This window comes from Streptomyces sp. NPDC087420, from assembly GCF_044744165.1.
In the GTDB taxonomy this organism is placed as follows: Bacteria; Actinomycetota; Actinomycetes; order Streptomycetales; family Streptomycetaceae; genus Streptomyces.
The window spans coordinates 80433-93748 of record NZ_JBIUXU010000010.1 but is presented as its reverse complement, the minus strand read 5'-3'; the positions used below and the strand labels follow the sequence as shown (position 1 = coordinate 93748).

Annotated in this window: 10 protein-coding genes; 9 read left to right on the top strand and 1 reads right to left on the bottom strand. The window is 73.0% G+C overall.

Annotated elements, in window-relative coordinates; genetic code table 11:
* Positions 1-204: 204 nt before the first annotated feature.
* The gene (locus ACIO1C_RS21700; RefSeq protein WP_401865967.1) at positions 205-762 is read right to left on the bottom strand and encodes a hypothetical protein; all 558 of its coding nucleotides are present in this window, start codon (positions 760-762) and stop codon (positions 205-207) included.
* Between the two features lie 277 nt (positions 763-1039).
* Here ACIO1C_RS21700 and fmt point away from each other — a divergent pair, with 277 nt between their 5' ends.
* The 9 genes from fmt to ACIO1C_RS21655 all read left to right on the top strand — a co-directional run bounded on the left by fmt (position 1040) and on the right by ACIO1C_RS21655 (position 13316).
* Complete coding sequence (fmt, locus tag ACIO1C_RS21695; RefSeq protein WP_401865965.1) at positions 1040-1984, top strand: methionyl-tRNA formyltransferase; 945 nt, start codon at positions 1040-1042, stop codon at positions 1982-1984.
* Positions 1985-2017: 33 nt separating this feature from the next.
* Positions 2018-3451 (top strand): RsmB/NOP family class I SAM-dependent RNA methyltransferase, encoded by a 1434-nt coding sequence (locus tag ACIO1C_RS21690; protein ID WP_401865963.1) that lies wholly within the window; start codon positions 2018-2020, stop codon positions 3449-3451.
* A 305-nt stretch (positions 3452-3756) separates the two neighbouring features.
* Positions 3757-4440 carry a ribulose-phosphate 3-epimerase gene (gene rpe, locus ACIO1C_RS21685; RefSeq protein ID WP_401865961.1) on the top strand — a complete coding sequence of 228 codons (684 nt, stop codon included), beginning with the start codon at positions 3757-3759 and terminating at the stop codon, positions 4438-4440.
* A gap of 164 nt (positions 4441-4604) precedes the next feature.
* Positions 4605-5654, top strand: coding sequence for a sugar-binding domain-containing protein (locus ACIO1C_RS21680; protein ID WP_327237566.1), 1050 nt, complete (start codon positions 4605-4607; stop codon positions 5652-5654).
* A 310-nt stretch (positions 5655-5964) separates the two neighbouring features.
* The gene (locus tag ACIO1C_RS21675; RefSeq protein WP_401865959.1) at positions 5965-7407 is read left to right on the top strand and encodes a GuaB1 family IMP dehydrogenase-related protein; all 1443 of its coding nucleotides are present in this window, start codon (positions 5965-5967) and stop codon (positions 7405-7407) included.
* Between the two features lie 158 nt (positions 7408-7565).
* On the top strand, positions 7566-8441 hold the full coding sequence (locus ACIO1C_RS21670; protein ID WP_401865957.1) for a SigB/SigF/SigG family RNA polymerase sigma factor: 876 nt from the start codon (positions 7566-7568) through the stop codon (positions 8439-8441).
* A gap of 255 nt (positions 8442-8696) precedes the next feature.
* Complete coding sequence (locus ACIO1C_RS21665; RefSeq protein ID WP_401865955.1) at positions 8697-9872, top strand: hypothetical protein; 1176 nt, start codon at positions 8697-8699, stop codon at positions 9870-9872.
* Positions 9873-9885: 13 nt separating this feature from the next.
* A complete protein-coding gene (locus ACIO1C_RS21660; protein WP_401865953.1) occupies positions 9886-12285 on the top strand; it encodes a hypothetical protein in 2400 nt (799 codons plus the stop codon).
* Entirely contained in the window at positions 12285-13316 is a 1032-nt protein-coding gene (locus tag ACIO1C_RS21655; protein WP_401865951.1) for an AAA family ATPase, read from the top strand. Before ACIO1C_RS21660 ends, ACIO1C_RS21655 begins: the two co-directional genes overlap by 1 nt.

The following is a 13316-nucleotide window of genomic DNA, read 5'->3' as shown; positions in this document are numbered from 1 at the left end:
CGCTGTGTCCTCAATCGCCGGACGGGCTTGACGGGTTGCCCGGGCGGATGGATATGCGCGGGGAGGGGTGTGACGGGTGCCGGACGGCTTGAAGGGACGCCGGACAGGCGGTGAGGGGCGCCTGACGGGATGGTGGGTGCCAGCCCGGACTGATGGGCGCCGGACGGGCGTTTCCAAGCCCGTCCGGCGATTGAGGACACCCCCTCAGCCGCCCCGAGGGCCCGGGAACGCGGTCGGGCGGGTCTCCTCGCGGAGCGACTGCGTGCTCGCCGTCGGCTGGGGTGGCATCGAGCGTGCCGCCGGGACCGCCGGCAGGGGGCCGGGGACGGCCGGCAGCGCCGGACGGGACGGCGGTGGCGCGGCGGGGTCCTGGGAGGCGGCGTGGTCCGCCTCCGCCGCGCCCGGCTGCGGTGTCGCCCGCCGCGCGCCGTAACGGCGGTGCACCGCCTGCTTGGTGACCCCCAGCGCCGACCCCACCGCGTCCCAGGAGAAACCCAGCGAGCGGTCGAAGTCCACGGCCGCCGTCACCAGGGTCTCGACGCTGTCCCGCAGCTCCTGTGCGAGGCGGACGGTCGGCGCGGGGGCTCTGCCGTAGACGACGAAGCCCGTCGACGGTCCTGAGCGGCGCGGGCGGTAGACGTTCCCCAGCTGGGCGGTGAGGGTGCGCAGCGCGTCCACCTGACGCCTGACCCGCTCGATGTCCCTCACCAGAAGGTGCAGACTTGCACGGGCTTGTGCGTCGTGGGTTGTGTGGTCGGCCATGAACAAGCCTCTCGAACCGGCGTTGAAAAGGATCCGGGCCGCACCGGTGCGGCCCGTGTAGGTCAATCTCCCTTGACAACGCGTAACCCGCCGTTGTGGTCACGCTGCGGGGGCGTATCCGCATATGCGCGGGGCGCGCGCCACGACGTACGCCCCCTCAGGCCCCACCCCCGCCGCCCCATAGACTGGTGCGTCGCTCGCGCCCCGTACCAGCCGGTCACCGCGCGAGCGACCCCCGCACCCGTACCGCACCCGTCCGAGAGGCAGTCAGCCACCGATGAAGCTCGTCTTCGCCGGCACCCCCGAGGTCGCCGTACCCGCCCTGGACGCACTCCTCGCCTCGGGCAGGCACGAGGTCGCCGCCGTCGTGACCCGGCCCGACGCCCCCGCGGGACGCGGGCGCAGGCTGGTCGCCAGCCCGGTCGCCGAACGCGCGGAGGAGGCCGGCATCGAGGTGCTCAAGCCCGCGAAACCCCGCGACGAGGACTTCCTCGCCCGGCTGCGGGAGATCGCCCCCGACTGCTGCCCGGTGGTCGCGTACGGCGCGCTGCTTCCCCGCGTCGCCCTCGCCATCCCCGCCCACGGCTGGGTGAACCTGCACTTCTCGCTGCTGCCCGCCTGGCGCGGCGCCGCGCCCGTACAGCACGCGGTCATGGCCGGTGACGAGATGACCGGCGCGGCCACCTTCCAGATCGAGGAGGGGCTGGACTCGGGGCCGGTCTACGGTGTGATCACCGAGGCGGTACGGCCCACCGACACCAGCGGCGATCTGCTGACCCGGCTCGCCTTCGCGGGCTCGGGACTGCTGGCCGCGACCATGGACGGCATCGAGGACGGCACCCTCAAGCCCCGCCCGCAGCCCGCCGAGGGCATCACGCTCGCCCCGAAGCTGACCGTCGAGGACGCGCGCGTCGACTGGGGGGCGCCCGCGCTGCGCGTCGACCGGGTCGTCCGCGCCTGCACCCCCGCCCCCGGCGCCTGGACGGTCTTCCGCGGCGAGCGGCTCAAGCTGATTCAGCTGGGGCTGTTCCCGGGCCGTACGGAACTGGCCCCCGGCGAGCTGGCCGTGGGCAAGAACACCGTGCACGCGGGGACCGGTTCGCACGACATCGAGCTGCTCTGGGTCCAGCCGCAGGGCAAGAAGCCGATGCGCGCCGCCGACTGGGCCCGCGGGGTACGGATCGCCCCGGGCGAACGGCTGGGCGCCGCCGACGTAGGCTGAGAGGGATCGACTCTTTCTCACCGCGGAGCACCTTTGAACGAGCAGGCCCGTCGCCGTCCCGCCACCCCGTACCGCCGCCCCAAGAAGGATCCCGTGCGGATGCTCGCCTTCGAGGCGCTGCGGGCGGTGGACGAACGGGACGCTTACGCGAACCTCGTTCTTCCGCCCCTCCTTAAGAAGGCCAGGGAGAACAAGGAGTTCGAGACCCGCGACGCGGCCCTCGCCACCGAGCTGGTGTACGGGACGCTGCGCCGCCAGGGCACGTACGACGCGATCATCTCCGCGTGCATCGACCGGCCGCTGCGCGAGGTCGACCCGCCCGTGCTGGACGTGCTGGCCCTCGGCGCCCACCAGCTCCTCGGCACCCGCATCCCCACGCACGCCGCCGTCTCCGCCAGTGTCGAGCTGGCCCGGGTGGTGCTCGGCGACGGCCGCGCGCGGTTCGTCAACGCCGTCCTACGGAAGATCTCGCAGCACGACCTGGACTCCTGGCTCCAGCAGGTCGCCCCGTCGTACGACCAGGACCCCGAGGACCATCTCGCGGTGGTCCACTCGCACCCGCGCTGGGTGGTCTCCGCGCTGTGGGACGCGCTGGGCGGCGGCCGCGCCGGCATCGAGGACCTGCTCGAAGCGGACAACGAACGCCCCGAGGTGACGCTCGTCGCCCGCCCCGGCCGCTCCACCACCGCCGAACTGCTCGAAGCGGTCGGCGAGGACTCCGCGCTGCCGGGGCGCTGGTCGCCCTACGCGGTACGGCTGGCCGAGGGCGGCGAGCCCGGTGCGCTGGACGCCGTACGGGACGGCCGGGCCGGGGTCCAGGACGAGGGCAGCCAGCTGGTCGCGGCGGCCGTGGCCAACGCCCCGCTCGACGGCCAGGACGCGCGCTGGCTCGACGGCTGCGCGGGCCCCGGCGGGAAGGCGGCCCTGATGGCCGCCCTCGCCGCCGAACGCGGTGCCTTCCTGGTGGCCGCCGAGAAACTGCCCCACCGCGCGCGCCTCGTGGCCCGCGCGCTCGCCGGGAACCCGGGCCCGTACCAGGTGATCACCGCCGACGGCACCCGCCCGCCGTGGGTCCCCGGTTCCTTCGACCGGGTGCTGGTCGACGTCCCGTGCTCGGGCCTCGGCGCCCTGCGCCGCCGCCCCGAGTCGCGCTGGCGGCGCCGCCCGGAGGACCTGGAGGGCTTCGCCCCGCTCCAGCGCGGCCTGCTGCGCGAGGCGCTGGGCGCCGTACGGATCGGTGGGATCGTCGGGTACGCGACGTGCTCGCCGCACCTCGCCGAGACCCGGATCGTGGTCGAGGACGTCCTCGGCGGACGCGGCGGGCCGGCCGTCGCCGCGGAATGGGTCGACGCCCGGCCGCTGATGCCGGGTGTGCCCGCGCTGGGGGACGGCCCCGACGTCCAGCTCTGGCCGCATCTGCACGGCACGGACGCGATGTACCTGGCCCTGCTGCGCCGTACCGCGTGAGCCGTGGGCGCGTACGGCGTGACCGGTCGGCTCGCGGGGCGTGACCGCCGCTGACGCGGCGGTGTCCTCAATCGCCGGACGGGCTTGATCTGCCCCCGACGCCGGACGAGCGGATCAGGCCGGTCCGGCGTTCCGGAACGCCCACCCGTGGGCGCGGACCGCGCGCCCCTTCGGCGCCCACCGCGTCACCCGTCCGCGCGATACGCGAGGATTGCGCGGAGTGTGACTGTCCGTGGCGGACATCGGGTCGACCCGGGGTCCCCCGGACGGTCGGGAAGCGGCCCGGAGCATGGCAGGCTTGGCACATGGCTCAGATCAACCCCAGCATCCTGTCCGCCGACTTCTCGCGTCTCGCCGAGGAGGCGAAGGCGGTCGAAGGCGCCGACTGGCTCCATGTCGACGTCATGGACAACCACTTCGTACCGAACCTGACCCTCGGCGTGCCGGTGGTCGAGGCGCTCGGACGGGCGACGGACACCCCGCTGGACTGCCACCTGATGATCGCGGACCCGGACCGCTGGGCCCCGCAGTACGTCGAGGCGGGGGCGGGCTCGGTGACCTTCCACGTGGAGGCCGCCGCCGCGCCCGTACGGCTGGCCCGTGAGATCCGGGCCAAGGGGGCCAGGGCGTCCATGGCGCTGAAGCCGGCGACGCCGATCGAGCCGTACGAAGACCTCCTCCCCGAACTCGACATGCTGCTGATCATGACGGTCGAGCCGGGCTTCGGAGGCCAGGCCTTCCTGGACATCATGCTGCCGAAGATCCGCCGTGCCAGGCAGCTGATCTCCAAGCACGGCCTGGAGCTGTGGCTCCAGGTCGACGGCGGGGTCTCCGCCACCACCATCGAGCGCTGCGCCGAGGCGGGAGCGGACGTCTTCGTCGCCGGTTCGGCGGTGTACGGGACGGACGATCCGGCCGCCGCCGTACGGATGCTGCGCAACCAGGCGAACGAGGCGACCGCCGCCGCGTCGTGGGCGTGCGCGCACTGAGCCGGCGCGCGCCCGGTGAACGGTCGTGCGCCCGCGCTGATCGGGTGTGCGCACCGAATCGACCACTGAGCCACACGTAAGTGAACGGGGCCCAACAGGCCTGATCAAGAACGGCTGGATCTGACAGGATGAAGAGCGGATCCGGAGTGCGAAGAGCCCAGAGTGTGAAGAGCAGTGAGGAGATCGCGGTGTCTGGTATGTCGGCGGGTCGGCCGGCCCTGCGGATGGGACCCGCGGAGCTGGTGCAGGCGGCGGCCATGGCACGCCGTTTCTACCTCGAGGGCAAGTCCAAGATCCAGATCGCGGAGGAGTTCGGCGTCAGCCGCTTCAAGGTGGCCCGGGTCCTGGAGACGGCTCTGGAGCGCGATCTCGTACGGATCGAGATCCGTGTACCCGCCGAGCTGGACGCGGAGCGCTCCGACGCCCTGCGGGCCCGCTACGGCCTGCGGCACGCCGTGGTCGTGGAATCCCCCGCGGAGGCCGCCGACGAGTCGCCCGACCCGGAGAACCTCGGCGAGGTGGCCGCCGACCTGCTCGGCGAACTGGTCGCGGAGGGCGATGTGCTCGGGCTGGCCTGGGGCCGCTCGACGATCCACATGGCCGCCGCGCTCGACCGGCTGCCGCCCTGCACGGTCGTCCAGCTCACCGGGGTGTACGACGCGGGCACGGCCGAGCGCGGCTCGGTCGAGGCCGTACGGCGCGCCGCCCAGGTCTCCGGCGGCGAGGCCCACCCCATCTACGCGCCCATGCTGCTCCCCGACCCGGCGACGGCCGCCGCGCTGCGCAGCCAGCCGGGCATCGCACGCGCCTTCGAGTACTTCGACAAGGTGACGGTCGCGGCCGTGTCCATCGGCTCGTGGGAGGCCGGGATCTCCACGGTCCACGACATGCTGAGCGACGAGGAGCGGTCCCACTACGCCTCGCTCGGCGTCGCCGCCGAGATGTCCGCGCACCTCTTCGACGCGGAGGGCCGCCGGGTCGGCCGTGACCTGGGGGAGCGGTGCATCACGGTCGAGGCCGACCGGCTGCGCCGTATCCCGGAGGTCGTGGCGATCGCGGGCGGGCTGCGCAAGGCCGAGGCGATCGGGGCGGTGCTGCGCTCCGGGCTGGTCACCAGCCTGGTCACGGACACGGCGGCGGCGGACTTCCTGCTGACGGAGTTCACGCCGGCGCCGCGCCCCGCGCTGGAGCGGTCGGACCCGGACGGCGACTGAGGCGGTCGCCGGGATTTCCGGGTCTTCCCCGTCACGTGGTCCCGACGGACGTGGACCCGACGGACGTAGACCCGAGGGAGGTGGTCCCGACGCGCGGACGTGGACCCGACGGACGCACGCGGTCGCGACCGGACGAACGTCCAAGATCGCTGCCCGGTGTCCGGAGGAAGCCACAGAACCGGGTCCCGGTGTTCGCCCCGGGACCGGGTGATCGGCGATGATGACACAGGAGCCGCCGCCCCGGTCCGCTTCGGCCCGGTGCTGACTCCCCGCCCACCCCTTCCGTAGAACTCCAGGTGACAGGGTCAGCATGCGTTTCCTCAACGGCCAGACACCGTCCTACGACCTGACGTACGACGATGTGTTCATGGTCCCCGGCCGGTCGGCCGTCGCCTCCCGTCAGGACGTCGACCTCTCCGCCCCCGACGGCACCGGCACCACCATCCCGCTCGTCGTGGCGAACATGACCGCGATCGCGGGCCGCCGGATGGCCGAGACGGTCGCCCGGCGCGGCGGGCTCGTCGTCATCCCCCAGGACATCCCCATCGAGGTCGTCGCCGACGTCGTCGCCTGGGTCAAGACACGGCACCTCGTACTGGACACCCCGATCGTGCTTTCGCCCTCCCAGACCGTCGGCGACGCGCTGTCCCTGCTGCCCAAGCGGGCCCACGGCGCGGGGGTGGTGGTCGACGCCGACCGCCGTCCCGTCGGGATCGTCACCGAGCACGACCTCACCGGTGTGGACCGCTTCACCCAGCTCTCCGAGGTCATGTCCAAGGACGTGCTGGCGATCGCCGCGGACAGGGACCCGCATGAGGCGTTCAACGCCCTCGACGGCGCCAACCGCAAGCTCGCCCCGGCCGTGGACGCGGACGGGCGGCTCGCCGGGATCCTCACCCGCAAGGGCGCCCTGCGCGCCACCCTCTACACCCCCGCCGTCGACGGCGGGGGCCGGCTGCGGATCGCCGCCGCCGTCGGGATCAACGGTGACGTGGCGGGCAAGGCCCGGCAGTTGCTCGACGCCGGGATCGACACGCTGGTGGTCGACACCGCGCACGGTCACCAGGAGTCGATGCTCGCCGCGGTCAAGGCCGTCCGCGCGCTCCGCCCCGACGTGCCGGTCGTCGCGGGCAACGTCGTCTCCGCCGAGGGGGTACGGGATCTGATCGAGGCGGGCGCGGACATCGTCAAGGTCGGGGTCGGCCCCGGCGCCATGTGCACCACGCGCATGATGACCGGCGTGGGCAGGCCGCAGTTCTCGGCCGTCCTGGAGTGCGCCGCCGAGGCCAGGCGGCACGGCAAGCACGTGTGGGCCGACGGTGGCGTACGGCACCCGCGCGACGTCGCCATGGCGCTCGCCGCCGGTGCGTCGAACGTGATGATCGGCTCGTGGTTCGCGGGGACGTACGAGTCGCCGGGCGACCTCCAGGAGGCGTCCGACGGGCGGCTGTACAAGGAGTCCTTCGGGATGGCGTCCGCCCGCGCCGTACGCAACCGTACGAGCGAGGAGTCGGCGTACGACCGGGCGCGCAAGGCGGTGTTCGAGGAGGGCATCTCGACCTCCCGGATGTTCCTCGACCCGGCCAGGCCGGGTGTCGAGGACCTGATCGACTCGATCGTCGCGGGCGTGCGCTCGGCGTGCACCTACGCGGGGGCGGGCTCCCTGGCGGAGTTCACGGACAAGGCCGTCGTCGGGGTCCAGAGCGCCGCCGGATACGCCGAGGGCAAGCCGCTGCACGCCAGTTGGGGCTGAGCCGGCCCGAGGTGAAGGGGCGCGTTCAGCCCGCCTCCCAGGTCCCGGTCGGGGGTCCGTGTCCGACGTCCGGAAAAATATCTGAAGTTCGTGGACATGGATGTGTGAGGACCGGGTAAGCGCCTCCCCGCACTGTCCACGGAGCAAGGGAGGCCGATGTGTCCACGGCGAACACGGTGCCGGCGACGAGCATCCGCTACGGGACCCGGCACGACGCCGCGTCCACGGAGCACGCCCTTCCGTATCTGGAGCGCCCGGCGGACGTGGCACCCAAGGACGCACGGGAGATCTCGAAGCTCTTCTTCGCCCGGCTCACGGAGCTGGAAGAGGGCACGCACGAGTACCAGTACGCGCGCAACACCCTGATCGAGCTGAACCTTTCACTGGTGCGGTACGCGGCGGGCCGGTTCCGTAACCGCGCGGACCAGATGGAGGACATCGTCCAGGTCGGCACCATCGGCCTGATCAAGGCGATCGACCGCTTCGAGCTCACCCGCGAGGTGGAGTTCGCGACCTTCGCCGTCCCGTACATCGTCGGCGAGATCAAGCGGTTCTTCCGGGACACCAGTTGGGCGGTGCATGTGCCGCGCCGGCTCCAGGAGCTGCGCATAGACCTCGCCCGGGCGACGGACGACCTGTCGCAGCGGCTGGACCGCGGGCCCACGACGGCCGAGCTGGCCGAACACCTCGGGCTGGACGAGGACGAGGTCATCGAGGGCGTCGTCGCCGGCAACGGCTACACGGCCGGGTCGATCGACATCCCCTCCGACGACTCCTCGGACTCCTCGGCCCCGCTCTCCGACCGCCTCGGCGCCCCCGACGCGGGCCTGGAGACGGCGGAGAACGTCCAGGCGCTCAAGCCGCTCATCCAGGAGCTGGACGACCGGGAGCGGCAGATCCTCCAGATGCGCTTCGGCGACGAGATGACACAGGCGGAGATCGGCGCCGAACTGGGCGTCACCCAGATGCACGTGTCCCGGCTGCTGTCCCGGATCACCGGGCGGCTGCGGGACGGACTGCTCGTGGTGGAGTAGACGGCGGCCGTCGCATCGGACCGGTCCTGCCGGGTCTTACGGAGGAGGGGCACCCCACACGTGTGGGGTGCCCCTCCTCCGTCGTATGGGGCAGAGGGGCAGGTGGGAGGGAGCCGGGGCGATTCCGTCAAAGCGCCGACCGGGAACGGAGGCAGCGTTAGCATCGCCGGGGGGAACGGGAAACGGAGACCTCACGAAACGCGGTCGGCCGGCGTCTTCCTCACGGGGACAGTACGAAGGTGTGGGGGGTGGGGTGTGCGGCGGTCTGTCGTTTTTGTTCATGGGACGGGTGTCCGGCTCGACGACTACAACAAGACGTTCGCGACCGTACGGTCCGAACTGACCGGTCTTCGCGAGGGGCTTGAGGTGCGGGGCTGCTTCTGGGGTCGCGAGGAGGGGGCGGAGCTGGCCCTCGGCGGGGTCTCGATCCCCGGCTACCGGAAGGCCGGCGGCGGCCGGCAGGACGACGAGGACGTGGCCGTCTGGGGCGTGCTCTACCGCGACCCCGGATACGAACTGCGGTTACTGGGCCTGCGCCCCGCCGTGGTCTCCGGACTGGGACGCGGGCAGAGCCCGGCGCAGAAGCTCCTCGCGGACCTGACGCGCTACACACCGTCCCCCGAGGTGCGGGCCGCGTTCGCGGGCGACGGCCTGGACGTCTTCCTCGACACGGCGTTACGTACCGTCGCCGCGTCCCCCGAGCTGCGCGACGCCTCCGTCACGGCGGACGAGGGCGGCTACGAACACCGGCACGCGTTCGCGCGCGCGGTGGTGGCCACCGCCCTGGCCGCGTCGGTGGACGAGGGCGCGGACGCCGTGGACGGTTCCCGGCGGGACGTTCTGCTCTCGCTGCTCGGCGCGGACCTGCACACGCAGGGCCGTACGCTCTCCGGAACCGTGGCCAAGGCCGCCGCGACCCCCGCCCTGCGGGCTCTGACCCGGTACGCGGGCCGGCGCCGGGGGAGCCACAGCGACACGATGGTCGTGCCCGGCGTCGGCGACATCCTGCGCTACCAGGCGCGGGGGGAATCCCTGCGCCGGCTGATCAGGCGCACGATCGAGCACGCGCCCGGCGATCACATCACCGTCGTCGCGCACAGCCTGGGCGGGGTGGCCTGTGTGGACCTGCTGGTCCAGGAGAAGGCGGAGCGGGTCGACCAGCTGATCACGGTCGGCTCCCAGGCGCCGTTCTTCTACGAGACCGGCGCCCTCGTCTCGCTCGAACACCCGCAGACACTCCCTGACCACTTCCCCCGGCGCTGGTTGAACCTGTACGACCGGCGCGACCTGCTCTCGTTCGCCGCCGCCGGGGTCTTCCCGCGGCACGCCTACGACCAGGAAGTCGACAACCGGCAGCCCTTCCCGTTCGCGCACAGTGCCTACTGGTCCAACTCCAAGGTCTGGGGCGCGATCGGTGCGTGGATGGGCTGAACATCACATGCGCATGGACGGGCTGAACGGCGTGGATCCCGCGCGCATCCATGCCGTGGCCGTGGGCTTGGAGGCGTACCCCCGCCACCCGGGCTGGAGTCTGCCGGGCGCCTCCGCCGACGCCCTGCGCTTCGCGCGGTGGCTGCGGAAGGGCGGCGTGCCCGGCGGGAACATCGAGCTGCTGCTGGCGCCGCTGGCGGACAGCGTGCCGGAACTGGACGCACAGGCCCACGCGGCCGACGTCACGTGGCAGGAGGTCGGGTCGCGCGACCAGCTCATGGACGCCTTCACCGGGGGGCTCGACGGGCGGGCGGGCGACGTGCTGTACGTCTTCTGGGGCAGCCACGGGGTCCTCGACCACGGCGACCGGCGCCTGCTGCTGTGCCCCGACGCCTCGCTGAACGACAAACGCTGCATCGACGCGACCGACCTGCGCGAGCACCTCGCCCGCGCCGACCTGTCCGGTTTCTCCCGGCAGGTCTTCTTTTTCGACGCCTGCGCCACCTTCCTGGAGCATCTGCACCAACCGGCGGGGCCCGCGGTCGCCCGCTTCCCCCGCGCTCCCCGGCGGGAGCAGGAGCAGTTCGTCCTGCACGCGGCCGGGCGGGGCCAGGTCGCCGAGAACGACGCGGAACGCCGCAGCGGGGTCTTCTCCCGGGTCGTGAACGACTGGCTGGAGGGGCATGCCGTCGACCTGCGGCCCGACCTGACCCGGCTGGTCACACACGTCAAGGGACGGTTCGAGGATCTGCACACGAAGGGGGGCCCGCTCCAGACGCCCACCAGCCTGCACATCAGGACCCTGGACGGCTCCGAGGAGATGCTGAGGTCTCCGGCGCCCCGCCGTGCGGTGGCGCCCGGCAGCCGGGACCGGGTGGCCCTCGCCCTGCGCAACGCGCTCACGGACGCGGAGCACCGCCGCCGGTGTGTCGACCACGTGGTGGCGGGCTGCGGGGTCCCCGGGCTCCTGCCCCAGGACAGCGACGAGACGTTCGCCGAGATCCTGCTCTCCGTGCCCCGGGCGATGGCCGCGCTGACCGAAGTGGTGTTCCCGAAGGACCGTGAAGCGGCCGACCTGTTCCTGTCCCTGGCCCGTTCGCAGGGAGCGCCCGGACTGCTGTCACCGGGGGAGCACGGTTTCCTGAGCGCGCTGGCCGACGGGGCGGCCCCGCTGCCCCCGGTCTCGGTGACGGCCGCCGCCGTACGGGTGGCCACGCCGATGGGGGGAGCGTGGCTGCCTCCTACGGAGGGCGAGCCGTACGAGGCGTGCCCCGCCGGGCAGTTCATGGCGGCCGTGCACCACCTCGAAGAGCGCCTGGGCGGGCTGAGCGTCCAGCACGGCGGGACACCGCTGGTCCCCGCTGTCGTGCGCTTCACCGAGCACGTGGCGGCCGCCGCGACGCCCGCGCTGCGCGCGGGACTTCGGGAGTGGGGGGACCGGGTGGCCGAGCGGCTCGGGGTGCGCGCGGGCGGCCTCGACGAGCGGCGCGCCGACGCCGACGCGTGGGCCGCCGCTCTCGACGGCTCCGCGCGTCCGCCGCGCGTTCTCGTACAACTGGATGCCGACACCGCGTTCGCCGGGGTCGGCGGTCTCTCCGGTGTCGGCGGTGCCTCCGGTGTCGCCGGCTCCGCCGTGCGGGCCGGCGACCGCCCCGGCGCCGGCAACCCGGATCTCTACACCTGCGCGATATGGGTCGACACGGGCACCGGCGAACTGGTCAGGTCCGCCGACGAGCACAGCGCCCCGCTGACACCGAGTCAGGTGGTCGGCCGCATCGAGCGGGCGATCCACGAACTGCACCCGCTGGTGGGAGGTGAGCCGATGGTGGAGGTCCTGCTGCAACCCGACGCCCTGCACCTGCCCGTCGAGACCTGGGACGGCGCGGACCCGGGCGACCCCGTGCCGAACGTGCTCGGCGTCGAACGGGCGACCGTGGTGCGCTCCGCGCCGCTGGCCTCCCCCGACGGCGAGAAGCGGCGCCGCGACCAGCTGCGGCACCGGTGGGCCGGCCGCGCGGGCGGCAAGGTGGTCTACCTGGACGACCGGCACGCGGAGGGCCGTGCCGCGTACGGGGCGCTGAAAACGGACAGTGAGGCGTCGCGGGTGGTGGTCCGCGCGGGGATGAAGGCCCGTGGGGACCTGGTCCAGCTGGCCCTCTACCTGGGCTACCCGGTGGTCCTGTGGGACCAGCGCGCGACGGACGCCGTACCGCCTCCGCACTTCGACCCGCTGGCACCGGAGGACCCGGTGGACCGGCTGCCGGGCCGCGTCAGGGACTACCGGGCGAGGGTGTGCGGGGACCCGGAGGCCCATCCCGTACGACCGGGCCTGCTGTTCGAGGACGAGGACCGCCCCCTGCCGCCCGTGCTGTCGCTCACCGAACTGTCCGAACCTCAAGAAGCGAGTTCCTGATGACGTACGAGCCCGAGGTGTCCGGCGTGCCAGAGGTGTCCGGCACGTCCGTCCCCGAGCCCGGCGGACCCGTCGGTTCCGGCGAGCACGCCGCCTGGCGGCTCTTCCGTGGCGACGGGACCTGCCGTACGACACCCCTCCCGGCCGCCCCGCCCTGGCGCCGCTTCTCGGACGCGGAGCCCGCCGGCGAGGACGACGACGCGCCCCGGTATGTGATCGGCGCGGCCGAGACCGACGTCATCAACGCCGCGCTGCACCTGAGGCGCCCCCTGCTGGTCACCGGGCATCCGGGCACCGGGAAGTCGTCGCTGGCCGCCGCCATCGCCCATGAACTGGACCTGGGACCGGTGCTGCACTGGCCCGTCAACAGCCGCTCCACGCTCCAGGACGCCCTGTACCGGTACGACGCCATCGGCCGGCTCCAGGAGACCAACCTGCACAGGGACTCCCCGGGGGACGCCCCCGACATCGGGACCTTCGTCCGCCTCGGCCCCGTCGGCACCGCGCTCGTCCCGGCGGAACGCCCGAGGCTCCTCCTGGTCGACGAACTCGACAAGGGCGACATCGACCTGCCGAACGATCTGCTGACCGTGTTCGAGGACGGCACGTTCGAGATCCCCGAACTGTCCCGGCTGCCCGAGGACCAGAGCGAGGTGAACGTGCTGACGGCGGATCCGCGCCGGCGGTCCCTGGTGACGCGGGGCATGGTCCGCTGCACGGAGTTCCCCGTCGTGGTCATCACCAGCAACGGCGAGCGGGACTTCCCCCCGGCGTTCCGCCGCCGCTGCCTGCCCCTGCACCTCGGGGACCCGGACGAGACACGGCTCCGCGCGATCATCTCCAGCCATCTCGGACCCCAGGCCCTGGCCGGGGCGGAAGACCTGGTCACCGCGTTCCTGAACCAGCGGGCCGTGGGCGAACTGGCCACCGACCAGCTCCTCAACGCGGTGTTCCTGCGCGGCGGCGGAGCCCGGCTGGACGCCGACGGGCTGCTCAAGACCCTGCTCCACCGGCTCAACTCGGGCGGCTGA